The organism is Paenibacillus tianjinensis (genome assembly GCF_017086365.1).
GTDB lineage: Bacteria > Bacillota > Bacilli > Paenibacillales > Paenibacillaceae > Paenibacillus_AQ > Paenibacillus_AQ tianjinensis.
The window spans coordinates 5,183,078-5,198,613 of the sequence record NZ_CP070969.1; the positions used below are offsets into that span (position 1 = coordinate 5,183,078).

The following is a 15,536-nucleotide window of genomic DNA, read 5'->3' on the forward strand; positions in this document are numbered from 1 at the left end:
GCGCATAAAATATCCGCTTAAAAAATGTTCATATGAAATGAATTATGCTACTCTGTAGACGAAGCTAACGACTGATTTCCAGCGGATTTTGCGCGTATTCTGCTGTCCTGGGCGAAGGGATCGAATCGGCAAAATGTTTTTTCGAATCAGTGCTTCGACATCGGGCGGGGGTTCATCGTCCCGTGAGCGCAAGAAATGTCTACAAACATGAACGGCAACCGTGAAGTTGACTTGGTAAGGGTGGCGTTTATCCGTTTGGGAAATGACTACGTGCGAGGTAGTCATTTCAACGAAATTGTACAGGATCATTCTTGCGAATATCTCTTGGGCGATGGACTCTTGTTTCTTTGCGTGAAAACTCGTCAGTCCGACGGTATATTTTAAGGCCCTAAAAGAGGTTTCAATACCCCATCGCATGTTATAAATCGATTTGATCTCACCGGGTGGAAAATCAGCGGCAGAAAGATTCGTAATGACCGTTTCATAAACGCCGCTCGGCAGGATGAAACGAACTACCCGAAAGGAAATCGGGTAAAACAAGTTCTCCCGCAAATCCAAAAAATCAAAGGTAGATGTGGAAGGGACGAACTTGTATATTTCGGGAAGAGCCTTGACTTCTTTGGTTTGTTTTTTGGTAAGTGTCAGATGAATGTCAATATCAAACGCTCCACCAGAGGGCAGGCACAATCCGGATAGAATACCATTCGAACTCAAATCCTTAACCCGGACAACATAGTTCCACCCTTTGCGTTCCATATGCGCAAAATTGTTGTAACTTTCATACCCTCGATCGGCGATAACAATCGTTTTTCCTTGAATCGGGGAACGGTCAACCATAGCAGCCAGCGCCTTTCCCTCGTTACACAATCTTCGTGGCTGAACGATGGCATCTACGTAAAGTCTGTTGCATAAGTCATAGGCTGCGTTCAAATGCAGAAGGTTGTAGCCTTTCATATTCGGTTGACTTTGGAAATAGGTGTCCGTATCCGACCGGTCCGTTGCGATATGCAAATCCGAACCGTCAATGGCCAGTAATTGATACCCTCGGTAGCGCTTGATATCCGTATAGGACTCTGTAAATTTGTGAAACAAGAATTCTACAGCAGAGGGCAGGATTTTATTCCTCTGCTGGACAAAAGCAGAAGTGGTTGCGGTGGATACGTCGTAGCCCTGCGATTCCAAGAGTTCCTTATATAGGCTGTTTCCTCCCATAGAAATCAGGAGGTGCATAACCGTTTCAAAGGGCAGCTTTTTCTTTCGGGTAAAATCTTTTTCTGGGTTTTTGACAAAAGGTGCGGGTTCGGCTGACATTTCTCGGATGAGGGATGTCAGCGTTTCTTTTAGCGCATTTGCGTACTCATTCATTGGCGTAACCTCCTTGTTGTTTCAAGGGGCTTCGCCACACATTTTTATTTTTTTGTCAAGTCTTATTCTTCTTTTTGTGCAAAAAAAGAGCGGGCTATCTTTTCGATAACCTGCTCTTTTTCATAATTTTTGGCTCTATGCTTTAACTTAATGACATTGAGCCACCGGCTGCGCTTTTCCCCCTTCTATTCAATCAAATGCCTGGTGTTCTGCCGCCGGTTTAGCCTGCGGGGCGCCAAGGGCAATCCACGACAATACGCCATAGAAATGCGGAGTTTCGCGTAAACGGTCTACGACGACCACTGCTTCCCCGCTGGCTCTGCTCTTCAGTGAAACATGGAAGAACGGCTGGTTCGTCATCGCCACGAGCACATAACCGGTATGGCCAAAGGCTTCATCGAAAGGCACAGTAACTTCCACGCTCTCTGCATTGCCGTTGAACATGAATGCCGTCATCCCAAACTGCTGCAGCACCTCCCGGTTTCCGGCACTCTGTACCGGACTGAAGGACAGATGTTCTGCACTGACTGCGCCGTGGGCCAGATGGTCTCCGGTGACTGCGCCGGGCGCGATATGGTAGCTCTGCACGCTCTCTTCTTCCAGATGCCGGGATTGAACAGCGAAGGAAGCGAGTTTAGCAGCATCCACCGCTTCATCCTGAAGCGCGGAAGTATTAACGGCACCATCTGCCAGATGCTCCTCGCCAACACTGCCGGCTGCGAGCTTACTGCTGGTAATACTGCCGTCCGGGAGCAGCTCGGCACTACGGACTTCCTCGGCCAGATGCGTCAGTTTAATGACTTCCGGAAGCAAATGCCGCTCTTCCAGAATGCCGTCGGCGAGATGCTCACCGTATACACTTTCCTGCTGGAGATGGTGTGAATGCACCGCTCCGGCTGCAAGCTTCTCAGCGCCGATGCTGCTGTCCGGCAGCATCTCAGCATTCAGTGTCCCTTCAGCGAGATGATCGGCCGTTATGCTGCCACGCTGGATGTGACTGCTTTCTACCGCATCTGCAGCCAAGTGGCCTCCATATACACTGCCGGGAGCCAGCTGGAAGGAGCCGACAGCGCCCTCCGCCAGCTTTGCAGCGCCGATACTGCCGTCCGGCAGCAGATCAGGGGTCAGCGTTTCCCCGGACAGATGCTTCAGCGTAATGCTGCCGCTCCGGATATGGCGGCTATCCACCGCCTCTGATGCTAAGTGGCCTCCATATATACTGCCGGGGGCCAGCTGGAAGGAGCCGATAGAGCCTTCTGCCAGCTTCTTCGAGGTTATGCTGCCATCAGGCAGCAGCTCAGAAGTCAGCACTTCCTTGGACAGGTGCTTCAAGGTAATGCTGCTGTTCCGGATATGGCGGCTATCCACCGCTTCCGGAGCCAGGTGACTTCCATATACGCTGCCGGCTGCCAGCTTCCTTGAGCCGACAGAGCCGTCTGCCAGCTTATCTGTACTGATGCTGCCGTCCGGCAGCAGCTCGGAAGTCAGTGTCTCTTCAGCCAGATGCTTCAGCGTAATGCTGCCGTTCCGGATATGATGGCTATCCACCGCTTCCGGTGTAAGGTGGTCTGCATTTACACTGCCTGGAGCCAGTTGGGATGAGCCAACGGAGCCGTCTGCCAGCTTATCTGCACCGATGCTGCCGTCCGGCAGAATATCTGGGCTGAGAACTTCTTCGGCCAGATGGGCCAGCGTAATCTCGCCTGCACCGATATGCCGGCTCTCTACTGCGGCTTCCGCCAGATGGCTGCCCTCAATGCTGCCAGCCGACAAATGGCGGGATGCTATAGCAGCATCAGCCAGTTTAGCGCCGCCGACACTGCCATCCGGCAGCAGATCGGAAGTCAGTGTCTCCTCGGACAGATGGCTCAAGGTAATGCTGCCGCTCCGGATATGGCGGCCATCCACCGCTTCCGGTGTAATATGGCCTGCATATACACTGCCGGGAGCCAGCTGGGAGGAACCAACGGAGCCGTCTGCCAGCTTATCTGCACCGATGCTGCCGTCCGGCAGAATGTCCGTGCTGCGGACTTCTTCGGCCAGATGGGCCAGTGTAATCTCGCCTGCGCCGATATGCCGGCTCTCCACTGCGGCTTCCGCCAGATGGCTGCCGTCAATGCTGCCCGGCGACAGATGCTCGGAGCCTATAGAAGCGTCAGCCAGTTTAGCACCGCCGACACTGCCGTCCGGCAGCAGATCGGAGGTCAGTGCCTCCTTGGACAGATGCTTCAAGGTAATGCTGCCGCTCCGGATATGGCGGCTATCCACCGCTTCCGGTGTAATATGGCCTCCATATACACTGCCGGGAGCCAGCTGGGATGAGCCAACAGAGCCGTCTGCCAGCTTATCTGCACCGATGCTGCCGTCCGGCAGAATGTCCGCGCTGCGGACTTCTTCGGCCAGATGGGCCAGCGTAATCTCGCCTTCGCCGATATGCCGGCTCTCCACTGCGGCTTCCGCCAGATGGCTGCCGTCAATGCTGCCGGGTGACAGATGCTCGGAGCCTATAGAAGCGTCAGCCAGTTTAGCGCCGCCGACACTGCCGTCCGGCAGCAGATCGGAAGTCAGTGCCTCCTTGGACAGATGCTTCAAGGTAATGCTGCCGCTCCGGATATGGCGGCTATCCACTGCTCCCGGTGTAATATGGCCTGCATATACACTGCCGGGAGCCAACTGGGAGGAGCCAACAGAGCTGTCAGCCAGCTTATCTGCACCGATGCTGCCATCCGGCAGAATGTCCGCGCTGCGGACTTCTTCGGCCAGATGGGCCAACGTAATCTCGCCTTCGCCGATATGCCGGCTCTCCACTGCGGCTTCCGCCAGATGGCTGCCGTCAATGCTGCCGGGTGACAGGTGGCGGGAGCTTACAGCTTCATCTGCCAGCTTGGAGCTGACGATACTGCCTTCCTGCACTTGTATAGAAGAGACCGAGCTTGGGAGCAGATGTCCGTTTCCGATCGACATCGGACGGATATGCGCTCCGCCGATGCTTCCCGGCGCCAGATGTCTTCCCTGTACAGCAGTATCGCTGATGGAGGCAGGAACGACCGCTCCCGGTGCTAAATGCTCTGTGGTCACTGCAGCAGACGCCAGTTTGGGAGAACTCACACTGCCATCAGCCAGCTTGATGGACGTAACGGACAAATCGTTCAGCTTATCGGTCGAGATGCTTTCCGGCGATATTTTCAATGAAGTCACAGCATGATCTGCCAAGTGATGCGGCTGCACCGCCCCTGCAGCCAGATGGACTTCCTTCACGGCACCGGAGGCCAGCTTATCGCCGGTCACCGCTCCGGCCTGCAGAGCTGTGCTGCTGACACTGTTCTCGGAGAGATGTTTGCGCTCAACGGCGCCCGGAGCCAGATGTTCGGTATCTACCACCGCATTTTGCAGCACACGGCCGCTGATGCTGGCATCTGCCAGATGTTTTTCCTCCACCGCACAGAAAGCGATATGCTCCCCGCTCACGGCTTCACGGACAATGGTATTGCTGTTCACGGAACCGGGAGCCAGCTTCGCGCCGGTAACCGCCCCGTCTGCCAATTTGGCAGTAGTTACACTATGCGGAAGGAGATGATCTGCCGTGACTGACTCATGCGCCAGCTGTTTGCCGGTTACTGCACCGGAAGCCAGGTGGGTGTTCAGCACTGCACCTGCCTGCAGCTGCTCTGAACCCACGGATTCAGTGCTCAAGTGAGATTGATCTACTGCTTCACGTTGGATGTGAGCGGAGGTCACCGCCTGCATGGCAATCTGCGGACTGCGGACTGCCGACTTCGCCAGATGGCGGGTCGTCACTGCTTCATCCGCCAGCTTATGCGTGAGGATGCTTTGGTCGGCGATTTTGGAGGAGGTGACCGCCTGCTCAACAATCTGCGCCGTCCCCACAGCCCCTTCCGCCAGTTTTACAAAAGAAATACTCCGGTCAGCCAGATGATTCCCCCTGATTTCCCCATCACCGATATGGGTCCCGTTTACGCTCTCGGGACTCAGGTGCTGGCTGCGTACTGCCTTCTCCCCGAGCTGCCGTGAGCCAACCGAACCATCTGCCATATGCCCGCTGTCAATCACGCCGGAGCCCAGCTGCTCTTTGCCGATCAGCTTGCCGGCCAGCTGCTCGCGCCCGATCGCACCCGGAGCCAGATGCTTCGCGGTCACTGCCCCTTCCTTCAGATGGCGGCTGTCGATGCTGCCATCAGCCAGCTTGGCACCGCTGATTTCGCCATCGGCGATTTTATCACCGGATACCGCTTCATCCGCCAGCTTGGAGCGGTCAATAACCCCGTTTGCCAGGTGACGGCTGACAATGCTGCTGCTTAGAATTTTCTCGCCGCTAACGGCACCATCCTCCAGCAGCTCGGAGGTAATCAGCAGCTCGCTCAAATGGCGTCCGGCGATCGAGCGGTCGGCGATCTGCTCTCCTCCGATCGTGCGGTCAGCCAGCTTTTCAGGGCCGATACTGCCGTTCTTCAGCTTCTCGCCGCCGATCGAATGATCCAGCAGCTTGCCGCCGCTGATACTGCCTTCCGCCAAATGCTCTCCTGAAATGGATTCATGGGCGATTTTGGAGGAGGTAACCGCCTTTTCGGCAATGTTGATGCTCTGTACCGCATAATCCTGCAGCCACGGTGTACCGATAATGCCGAACTTCAGCTTGGACCCGTCAATGGTTCGGGGGGCGATTTTGGAGCCGGTAACCGCCGCTTCGGAAATGTCATCGGTATAGACCTTCTGCAGACGTTCCTTCTCTGTCATAAGCGGTACCACCGGCACATTTACTGGAGCAGCCGCCTCAATCTCAAGCGCTTCTTCCACTGCAGGCTTCAGCAGCTGATTCGTTTCAAGGGCGGCCGGCTGTGCCGGAAGCTCCGCCGTGCCTACGCCGCTTACCTGCAGAGTCTGGTCTGGTGTACTAACCTCCGCCACCGTTTCTGTGCCTTCGGCTGACGCTTCCCCCTCCTGTACCTTTGGACCGCTTCGCAGCATGCTCAGTTCTGTTAAATTGGGATTATCTACATAATAGAGTCGTTTTTTAGAGCTGGTATGCCGGTTCTTTCTGGAGCTCTTCACAAGCAGTCTCCTCCTTCCATCGAATGTTTCTCCTAGGCATCATATGCAGTAAGGTAGGCGGATGACACCCTTTTGCAGCATGCCTGCCATTCTTTACACCCTTAAACTCCTGGTTCAAAAAAGGGCATCTGCCGCCGCGCATTCGTCCATCCCCCGAGGCCCCGTACAAACATACAATGCTAAAGAAGGGGAACCGCCGTAACTACAGAAGATAACGGGAGGAACGAACATGGGGCAAAAGCTCGTGGGAATACTGCTGAATGCCGCTATGCACCGGGGCGTTCCCCGGTTAAAAACGGGACAGGAGTCGCTGGAAAGCTATGAGGAGGCTGCCGCCGCATACGGAATGATCCCCGGCTTTCTGCAGCTCTCCGACATCAATCCGGAATCAGGGTTCAGCATCGCTTACGTGAAAGGAAGTCAGGGATACGTCAGAACCGTCATCCCGACACCGGGCGTAATTCATAACAGGGCGATCTACAGCCAGGGCAGCACCGGGATCGACCGGCTGCTGCGGCAGGGCCTCCTGATATTCAATACATGTAACCGCTACGGAAAAGATCAGATTCACGGGCTGCTGGAGCAGAATGAAGCACTGCAGTGCTTTTTGCCTGACTCTAGGACCGGAATGTCCGGGCTTAAGGAAATGATGGACCGCTATTCTGACCTCATTCTCAAACCGTGTCGCGGCAGTGTCGGCAAGGGCGTCATGCGCCTCTCCCGGATCAGTGCGCGCCGCTGGACCTGGAGTTACCTCCCCTCCGGTTCGCGCCGCTGGCTGAGCAGCACGGTGGACCCGCAGGCTTTGCCCAGGGCACTGCGGCTACGCTTCGCGTCAGTACCCTATCTGGTGCAGGAGCGCATTCCGCTGGCTGAGGTCAGCGGCCGGCCCTTTGATCTGCGGGTCACCGTGCAGCGCGGCTGGGGCGGAGAGTGGCAGGTAACCGGCATGTTCGCCAAACTTGCGGCACCCGGGGGCTTTGTCTCGAACATCGCCAGAGGCGGAGAAGCGTTAAACGCATCCGCTGTTCTGAATCAGGTCTTCACCGGTAGTGCAGCGGCACACATCCGCATGTCCGTCACAGCGCTTAGTCTCTCCATCGCACACCAGCTGGAGAACCATCTGCCCGGTCTGGCCGACATCGGCCTCGATATTGGAATCACCCGGGACCAGCGCCTGTATTTCATTGAATGCAACGGGCGCGACCAGCGCTATGGATTCCAGAAAGCAGGGCTGAGCGGAACCTGGAAAGACAGCTACCGCAGGCCGATGGGCTATGCCCGTTTCCTGCTTGAAGATCCCGCAAGGTATATCCGTTATTGATTTGTCTCTTATTCTATGTCAATATAATGCAGAGCGGTAACGGTCCCGGAAGCGGGACCGTTACTCTGCATGATGGAAGGGAGATAATCATGGTTAAACAATTGCTGCGGCTGATGACTGAGCTGTCCTCACGAAGATGGCTTTCCCGGTTAATGGGAGCTTTTTCCCATAGCAGACTCAGCCGTTTTTTGATCCCGGTATTTATTCGGACTTATCATATTCCTGCCGCCGAAGCGGAGAAGCCGTCCGGGGAATACCACACGCTAAATGAATTTTTCAGCCGCCGGCTGAAGCCTGGAATGCGCACGGTAGCGGATGGGGCTGATGTTGTCGCCAGTCCGGTAGACGCTTTGATTACCGCCATGGGTGAGATTCAAGCCGGAACTATTATGAATGTGAAAGGGCAGGATTACCTGCTGGAAGATTTGCTTAATCATTCTCCGCATATGGAGCTGTACAAAAAGGGCTTTTTCTTCGTATTGTACTTAAGCCCGACGGATTATCACCGGATTCACGCGCCGCTTACCGGACGCAGGATTGAGAGCGACTACATCCGCGGCCGGGCTTACCCCGTCAACGAATTCGGCATGAGACATATGAAGAGTGTGCTGAGCCGCAATGAACGGCTCATTACTTATATTGCCGGAGCAAACGGGGAAGCCGCCGTTGTGAAGGTAGGTGCGATGAATGTCAGCAGCATCCATTATTCGCATCCTGAAGCGGATCAGTGGCAGATCGGAGAGGACCTCGCTTACTTCGAATTCGGCTCCACTGTCGTGCTGCTTCTTGAGAACGGCACCTTTACTCCGCGGCCCGGACTCACAACCGAGACCAAGGTTAAGATGGGGGAACTGCTGGGGACACTGCGGCGCCCTACTTGAACCGCCAACACATACTACAAAGCCCCGTCCAAGGGAGCGCAGGCACGCCTTTGGACGGGGCTTTGATTTGTATTAAAACTCTCAACCAAGATATATATGTACTTTTACCGCACAAAAGTGTTGGCTACCCGCTCGGATTTTAGAAAGTAAGACACCCAAATCATGCAGGTAAAGCCTGTTCTTATAAGATCACGAAGGTTGCTGCCTTGACCCGTCTCTCTGATCAGCGGTATGTTCAGCTGCAGAATATAATCAATAATAGCGATTAGCAGATTGCAGCAGTAGAGCAGAATGATGATGCGGGGTAATATCGATTTTTTCCGGTAAAACAACACCAAAGTAACGACATTGAAGAGCAGCAGCAGCAGATTTGCCGAAGCCTCGAATACAAGCAGGGTAGCCCACAGCGGATGATATAATTCTCCCTGTTTGGATGTGGCTATGTCCCAGTACTCCGATTGAAAGCTTGGAAGGTTATAGTTCAGCAGCTGTGCCGCGACCAATACCAGCGTTGCAATCAGTCCAATCTGTACCAGAATCAGCCAGCTCCCCAGACCAGACGGCCCTAGCGGCCTGTATGCTTGCGTTTACTGTTGAATCTCCGTTTCCATACATTTTCCTCCTAATTATTGTAGTGTCGGGCGCTTGCTCCATATCATGTTTCATTCTCCGAATCTTCTTAATCATTATAAGGAACTAAAATATTTTCAATCATATCGTAAAATCATCATAATAAGATCTACTATGTGATCCTGTGTATGTAGAAATTGTGTACTCAGGCGGTAAAAAGAATGCGTTGGCTGATGAATTAAGATCAACACTGCTCTTAACCCATAACAAAAACCCCGCAGATTTCATCTGCAGGGCAGCTCCGTTCTCTTCGTTCGTACAGGTTATTGCTTAAGCTTATTCCGTCACCTTGCTCGGGTTCGCCACCTCACGGGCCTTCTCCTGCACTTCTTCAGGGACCCCGAGATAAAAGCGGCTGATCGGCTTCACGTCATCATCCAGCTTATAAACAAGCGGAACACCGGTGGGAACATTCAGCTCAAGCAATGTCGGTTCATCCAAATCCTCCATGAATTTAATCAGCGCCCGCAGCGTATTTCCGTGCGCCGAGATTAGCACCCGCTCCTTCTTGCGGATCAGCGGCACAATCCGTTTGCCCCAGAAATCGCCGACACGGGCGACCGTATCCTCCAGGCTCTCCCCTCGCGGAATATCGCCCGGACGCACCTCCTTGTAGCGGATGTCGTTTCTGGCATAGCGCGGGTCATCCGGCGTAAGCAAAGGGGGGCGGACCGACAGGCTGCGCCGCCAGATATGCAGCTGCTCCTCGCCGTATTTAACGGCGGTTTCACTTTTGCTCAGACCCTGCAATGCCCCGTAATGGCGCTCGTTCAGCTTCCATGATTTCTGTACAGGAATCCACAGCAGATCCATTTCCTCCAGCACATAGTTAAGCGTCTTAATCGAACGCTTCAGCACAGAGGCAAAGGCCAGATCGAAGGAGTAGCCTGCTTCTTTCAACAGCTTGCCGGCGGCCTTGGCCTCATCAATTCCTTTGTCCGTCAGATCGGGATCGCTCCAGCCTGTAAACAGATTCTGACGGTTGTATTCACTCTCTCCATGCCGGATCAACACCACTTCGTACATTCTCTCTCACCTCTAACCTTTGGTTTCAGTTTCTTTCTGCTCCGCTTAAGTATATGTCATCTCTAGCCGCCAATCCTCTTTATCCTTATACCCCGGCAAGTCCATGCGGATACGCCAGAAGCTGAGAGGCCGGCCCGTCTCACTCAAATTCTAAAAAACCGGATGCCTTCCGGCCCCGGTTCTCTTACATCTATCGCTGTATCCTTGCGTCTTAGTCTGCTTGCTTTAGAACCACTGGTCTGTGGTCATGCCGCTATTCTGCTTCAAGCGTCTCCAGCGGTTCCGGCATAATCCGGCGCTCCCGCACTTGAGAGCATTGTTTGAAATCCGGCGTCCTCTTGTCATACCTGTGTTCTCCCCTTCCAGGCTGTATGTAAATCTTCTGTAAACCAGGTTGCAACGTATTTACCCCTGGAGTAAAAAGCTGAAACAAAGCAGCCGGAAGAGGGAGGACGGGACAACGATCAGCGGATCTCGGACGGGCTTTTCCCTGTGTGCTGCTTGAACTGGCGGCTGAAAAAGAAAATATCACGGTAGCCCAGCGCATCCGCCACCTCGGTGACATTCATTCCCGCGTACAGCAGCAGATGCTGGGCCCGTTCGATCCGGGCACGGATTACATACGACTGGACCGAGGAGCCGGTAATTTCCTTAAATTTAATCGAGAAGTAACGGGGAGACAATCCCGCCCGGGCGGCCAGGTCCTCTACCCGGTGTGCAGCTCCCGGATGCTGGCTGACATAATTGGCTACCTCGTGGATAATTTCAGTCAGATGGTTGCTTGCATGCCGCTCCACCGGCATCATCCGGTCCTCACGCAGCAGATGGATCATCAGCTGCTTCAGAATCAGTTGCCCTTCCTCCTCGGCAGCAAAGGTTTTGACCAGAAATAAACGGACATAACGGGCAAGCAGATGCTCGAATTCCACCGTTTCTGTCAGCTCACGGTATGGCTGGGGGATCTCTGACACCTCTTCGGCAACATCAAAGTGAATGTATGTAATTACCAGCGGCTTTTGCGGATTATGTGTCGCATAAGTAGAGTCACCCGGGCGGAACAGGAAGCAGCTTCCCTTGCCCACCTGAAAAGGCACACCGCTGCGTACAACCGTACCTTCCCCGCTCCAGACATAAAATAAATCATAATTTTGCAGCGGCTTCTCTCTTTTCTGCCATCTCCAGCCCGGTTCGCAGACAATCTTCGCCAGGGCCGGCAGAATTACAAAAGAGGATGGCGATGCATGCAGCATAATATTCCCTCCTAAAAGTTTTGTTCAGCATAATCTTCTATGAAATTACTTCGTGAACAAAACTATCTTCGTAAGCATCAGCTTAGTTTTGTTCAGCATAATCTTCTATGAAATTACTTCGTGAACAAAACTATCTCCGTAAGCATTTTCCTTACAATACATAATACCTTGTCACGTTCCATTTTGCACATCGTTCCAGGCTAACAGCAGGCGGTTCACGCCCTCCTCCAGCGCCTCAGCATCGAGGTGGGCAAAAGAAAAGCAGGCCGCTGCGCTCCCCGGCCTGATCCGGTACAGCGCGGCGTCACGGAAGTCCGTGCCGCGCCGCCGTGCCGCCGCCCGGAAGGCGGCGAACTCCGCATCAGTGCGCAGCCAGCGCGCATAGATATGCAGGCCAGCATCGCCCGGCAGCGCCTGGAAGATCGTCCCGAGCCGCGCGGCCAGCAAGGCGCGGAAGATCCGTGCGCGCTCGCCATAGATGCGCGTCATGCGCCGCAGGTGGCGGCTGTACCCGCCGGTGCCCATGAACCGCGCCAAGGCCCGCTGTTCCAGCTGGCCCGCCGGGAGCGGCTCATACAAGGCTTTGGCCTCAGTGACCGGCTCTGCCAGTGAAGACGGCAGCACGGCGTAACCGAGCCGCAGCCCGAAGAACATGCTGTTGGAAAAGGAGCCGACATAAACAACCCGCTCCTCCCGGTCAAGCGCTTTGAGCGGCTCTATGGGCCGGCCGCCCCAGCGGAACTCGCTGTCATAATCATCCTCGATGATGACCGCCTGGTGCCGCCGTGCCCATTCCAGCAGGCTGCGGCGCCGGTCCAGCGGCAGCACCGCGCCGGTGGGGAACTGGCGGCTCGGTGTGACGAACAGCAGCCGTGCCTCCCAATTCTCCGGGACAAGTCCGGCCTCGTCCACCCGGCCCGGCAGCAGCCTGCCGCCGCCAATCTCCACCGCCCTCCGGATGCCGTGAAATCCGGGATCCTCGACCACAGCGCTGCTCCCCTGCTCCAGCAGAAGCTGCGTTAGAATAACGATACCCTGCATCGAGCCGCTGAACAGCACGATCTGCCCCGCATCAGTGCGGATTCCCCGGGTCATCCGCAAATGGGCGGCAATCGCCCGCCGCAGGCCTTCATCACCCTGGGGAGGACAATAGCTCTCCAGCAGTCCGCCTTGTTTGCCTCCCGCATAGTTGAGTGCACTCCGCCATTCGGCATACGGAAAGTGCTCCATCTGCATTCCGCTGCTGCGGAAGCTGATAAAGTCCGCACCGGCCCGTTCATAGACAGAGAGCTTCCGCTTCATCAGGCGTTCCCCCCAGGCCGTGAGCCTAATCGGCGCTACGGCAGAAGATGCTGAGCGGGAGGTCCTGTTTACACCCGCTGCATACCCGCTGTATCCCCCGTTTGCAGCTTCTTCCTCATGTTCTGGTGATACAGCCAGAAGGCTAACGGAACCATCGCCCGCTGCACGCGGTTCACCGGATTCCGGCTTACTAGCTCCAGCTCCGCTGCTTCCTTCCGTTCCGGTAAAGAAGCCGTCAACCGAAACAAATGTGCCGCGCCCCCGCTCCGTTTTGATATATCCGTCTGCCAGCAGCATATCGTATACCTGCGAGGCCGACCCGCGTGATAGCAGGTACAGCCCGGCCAGCTTCCTTGTGGAAGGCAGCCGGGCCCCTCCCGGCAGGGTCCCGTCAAGAATCGCTGCACGGAGCGCATGATATAACGCCAGATATTTGTAGCGGTACATGTCCAGATACTGGTCATACGGCAGCGTAAAATTCATGTTTTTCCCTCATTTCAAAAGTGGACCATTAAAATTAATGTAAACCGGTACTTTTTCATTGTCAATTCCTCCTCTATGCTAAATAAAATTCCATGGAGCATACGCTTCACATCAAGTGAGAGGATGAGCAGGATGCGCAGAAAAGAGTTTAAGATTGAGCAGGAAGAGGAAATCAGGGAATTTTTACAGGGGATGAGCTTTGGGTTTCTGGGAACCAGTGACGAACAAGGAGCCCCTAGGGTAACCCCGCTGAACTTTGTCTACGATCAGGGCAATTTTTATTTTCACGGCAGTCATGCTGGCGGCAAAATGGAGAGCATCCGGCAGCAGAAGAAGGTCTGCTTCACAGTAGCGGATGAATATGCACTTATTCCCTCCTACTTCAGCGACCCCGAGCTGGCCTGCCCTGCTACCGCTTACTTCAAAAGCGTAACCGCCTACGGACAAGCTGAAATTGTTGAAGATAGTAATGAGAAGGCCGCCGTATTGTCGCTTTTCATGCAGAAGCTTCAGCCGCAGGGCGGCTATGCGCCAATTGTTGCTGATGACCCAAGGTACCGTTCACGGTTAAAGGGGGTTGCCGTCGTGCGGATCGTGCCTGAGGAATTAACGGCCAAATTTAAATTCGGCCAGAATCTGAAGGAGGATGAACGGGCGGGGGTCACCCGGGGGCTTGCCGAGCGGAATGGGGAGCGCGATGCTGAAACGCTGGAAATGATGAAAAAATATTGCCCTTACCACAGTTAGGGTGGCAGATTCCTCGGAAATTTTTCGAAAAGTATTCAAAAAATGCGGCTTTCTTAAGTGACGACAGCAAACCGCGGTGATATAATGTTAGGCAATGTTAACGTATATCCCAGAAGAATACCGGAAGGATGAAACTGATGAATCCACTGGCTGGACAATTGAACGAAAGCATCAAGGCAGGCAATGAACATGTGTACGATATGCTCTCGGGTCTTGGCAAAGCAATCTATTTCCCGAAAGAGGGCATCCTGAGCCAATCCGCTGAAGCGACAGCTCATGCCAAGAAATACAATGCAACCATCGGTATCGCGACGGAGAAGGGCATGCCTATGCACCTTGCCGTCATTCAGGATAAGCTATCCTCTTACAGTCCCAAAGACCTGTACGGCTATGCTCCACCTGCCGGCAAACCGGAGCTACGCACCGTATGGCGGGAAAAGATGCTGCGCGAGAATCCGTCGCTGGAAGGCAAATCCATCAGCAACCCTATCGTGACCAATGCCCTGACACACGGGCTTAGTATTGTTGCCGACTTGTTCGCAGAAGAAGGCGATGCGATCATCTATCCGGATAAGAACTGGGAGAATTACGAGCTGACCTTCGGCATCCGCCGTCTCAGCGAAATCGTCAATTATCCGCTCTTTACTGAAGATATGAAGTTCAACAGCGAAGGCTTGCTGGATGCGCTGCTGGCCCAGAAGGACCGCGGCAAAGCTATCGTATTGCTGAACTTCCCTAATAATCCTACCGGTTATACACCTGGCCTTGAAGAAGGGGAAGCCATTGTTGCCGCCATTCTCCGTGCGGCTGAGGAAGGCATTAATGTCGTCGTCGTCAGCGATGATGCCTATTTCGGCCTCTTTTTCGAAAACTCACTCAAGGAATCCCTATTCGGGCGTCTGGCCAATCTGCATCCGCGCGTGCTTGCCATCAAGATTGACGGAGCTACCAAGGAAGAATTCGTATGGGGCTTCCGTGTGGGCTTCATCACTTATGCTTCCGAGGATAAGGATCTCTTGGCCGCTCTCGAACAGAAAACGCTGGGCATTATCCGTGCTACGATTTCCAGCGGGGCGCACCCGTCGCAGACGTTTGTGCTGGATGCCTTGAAATCCCCACAGTTCTTAGAGCAGAAGGAAGAGAAGTTCCAGATTATGAAAGGCCGTGCCAACAAAGTGAAGGCGCTGCTGGACAGTGGTAAGTACGGCGATGACGTCTGGACCTATTATCCATTCAATTCCGGTTATTTCATGTGCCTGAAGCTGCACACTGTGTCAGCTGAAGACCTGCGGCTCCATCTGATCCATCAATATGGTCTGGGCACCATTGCCCTGGGTGAGACCGATCTGCGGGTGGCCTTCTCCTGCATAGAAGAAGAACAGCTTGAGGATCTGTTTGATCTGGTATATGCAGGCGTCCGTGACTTGGAAAAAGCCGAATAACGAATTAGAGTACAGC

Annotated in this window: 10 protein-coding genes; 4 read left to right on the top strand and 6 right to left on the bottom strand. The window is 54.3% G+C overall.

Features of this window, described 5'->3' with window-relative positions; translation table 11 throughout:
- Window positions 1–42: 42 nt before the first annotated feature.
- Both JRJ22_RS24030 and JRJ22_RS24035 read right to left on the bottom strand, forming a co-directional pair.
- Entirely contained in the window at window positions 43–1,365 is a 1,323-nt protein-coding gene (locus JRJ22_RS24030; RefSeq protein ID WP_206101841.1) for an IS4 family transposase, read from the bottom strand.
- Between the two features lie 189 nt (window positions 1,366–1,554).
- Complete coding sequence (locus JRJ22_RS24035; RefSeq protein WP_206101842.1) at window positions 1,555–6,435, bottom strand: WIAG-tail domain; 4,881 nt, start codon at window positions 6,433–6,435, stop codon at window positions 1,555–1,557.
- Window positions 6,436–6,664: 229 nt separating this feature from the next.
- On the opposite strand from JRJ22_RS24035, the gene JRJ22_RS24040 reads away from it, so the two are divergent.
- Both JRJ22_RS24040 and asd read left to right on the top strand, forming a co-directional pair.
- The gene (locus JRJ22_RS24040) at window positions 6,665–7,759 is read left to right on the top strand and encodes a YheC/YheD family endospore coat-associated protein (protein ID WP_206101843.1); all 1,095 of its coding nucleotides are present in this window, start codon (window positions 6,665–6,667) and stop codon (window positions 7,757–7,759) included.
- Window positions 7,760–7,848: 89 nt separating this feature from the next.
- Entirely contained in the window at window positions 7,849–8,640 is a 792-nt protein-coding gene (gene asd / locus JRJ22_RS24045) for an archaetidylserine decarboxylase (RefSeq protein ID WP_206101844.1), read from the top strand.
- Between the two features lie 104 nt (window positions 8,641–8,744).
- On the opposite strand, the gene JRJ22_RS24050 is transcribed toward asd, so the two are convergent.
- The 4 genes from JRJ22_RS24050 to JRJ22_RS24065 form a co-directional block, all read right to left on the bottom strand.
- Window positions 8,745–9,194, bottom strand: a complete 450-nt coding sequence (locus JRJ22_RS24050; RefSeq protein ID WP_206105285.1) for a DUF2569 domain-containing protein — start codon at window positions 9,192–9,194, stop codon at window positions 8,745–8,747.
- 352 nt (window positions 9,195–9,546) lie between these two features.
- Window positions 9,547–10,296 (bottom strand): 2,3-diphosphoglycerate-dependent phosphoglycerate mutase, encoded by a 750-nt coding sequence (gene gpmA / locus JRJ22_RS24055; RefSeq protein ID WP_206101845.1) that lies wholly within the window; start codon window positions 10,294–10,296, stop codon window positions 9,547–9,549.
- Window positions 10,297–10,760: 464 nt separating this feature from the next.
- Window positions 10,761–11,546, bottom strand: a complete 786-nt coding sequence (locus JRJ22_RS24060) for a helix-turn-helix domain-containing protein (protein ID WP_206101846.1) — start codon at window positions 11,544–11,546, stop codon at window positions 10,761–10,763.
- Between the two features lie 171 nt (window positions 11,547–11,717).
- On the bottom strand, window positions 11,718–13,331 hold the full coding sequence (locus tag JRJ22_RS24065; RefSeq protein ID WP_206101847.1) for an aminotransferase-like domain-containing protein: 1,614 nt from the start codon (window positions 13,329–13,331) through the stop codon (window positions 11,718–11,720).
- A gap of 132 nt (window positions 13,332–13,463) precedes the next feature.
- Here JRJ22_RS24065 and JRJ22_RS24070 point away from each other — a divergent pair, with 132 nt between their 5' ends.
- Both JRJ22_RS24070 and JRJ22_RS24075 read left to right on the top strand, forming a co-directional pair.
- Complete coding sequence (locus JRJ22_RS24070) at window positions 13,464–14,078, top strand: pyridoxamine 5'-phosphate oxidase family protein (RefSeq protein ID WP_206101848.1); 615 nt, start codon at window positions 13,464–13,466, stop codon at window positions 14,076–14,078.
- 137 nt (window positions 14,079–14,215) lie between these two features.
- Window positions 14,216–15,520, top strand: a complete 1,305-nt coding sequence (locus tag JRJ22_RS24075; RefSeq protein ID WP_206101849.1) for an aminotransferase class I/II-fold pyridoxal phosphate-dependent enzyme — start codon at window positions 14,216–14,218, stop codon at window positions 15,518–15,520.
- Window positions 15,521–15,536 lie beyond the last annotated feature (16 nt).

Excerpts from the sequence above, each read along its gene's own strand:
- JRJ22_RS24030 (WP_206101841.1), bottom strand. The coding sequence starts at position 1,365 with ATGAATGAGTACGCAAATGCGCTAAAAGAAACGCTGACATCCCTCATC.
- JRJ22_RS24040 (WP_206101843.1), top strand. The coding sequence starts at position 6,665 with ATGGGGCAAAAGCTCGTGGGAATACTGCTGAATGCCGCTATGCACCGG.
- asd (WP_206101844.1), top strand. The coding sequence starts at position 7,849 with ATGGTTAAACAATTGCTGCGGCTGATGACTGAGCTGTCCTCACGAAGA.
- gpmA (WP_206101845.1), bottom strand. The coding sequence starts at position 10,296 with ATGTACGAAGTGGTGTTGATCCGGCATGGAGAGAGTGAATACAACCGT.
- JRJ22_RS24060 (WP_206101846.1), bottom strand. The coding sequence starts at position 11,546 with ATGCTGCATGCATCGCCATCCTCTTTTGTAATTCTGCCGGCCCTGGCG.
- JRJ22_RS24065 (WP_206101847.1), bottom strand. The coding sequence starts at position 13,331 with ATGAATTTTACGCTGCCGTATGACCAGTATCTGGACATGTACCGCTAC.
- JRJ22_RS24070 (WP_206101848.1), top strand. The coding sequence starts at position 13,464 with ATGCGCAGAAAAGAGTTTAAGATTGAGCAGGAAGAGGAAATCAGGGAA.
- JRJ22_RS24075 (WP_206101849.1), top strand. The coding sequence starts at position 14,216 with ATGAATCCACTGGCTGGACAATTGAACGAAAGCATCAAGGCAGGCAAT.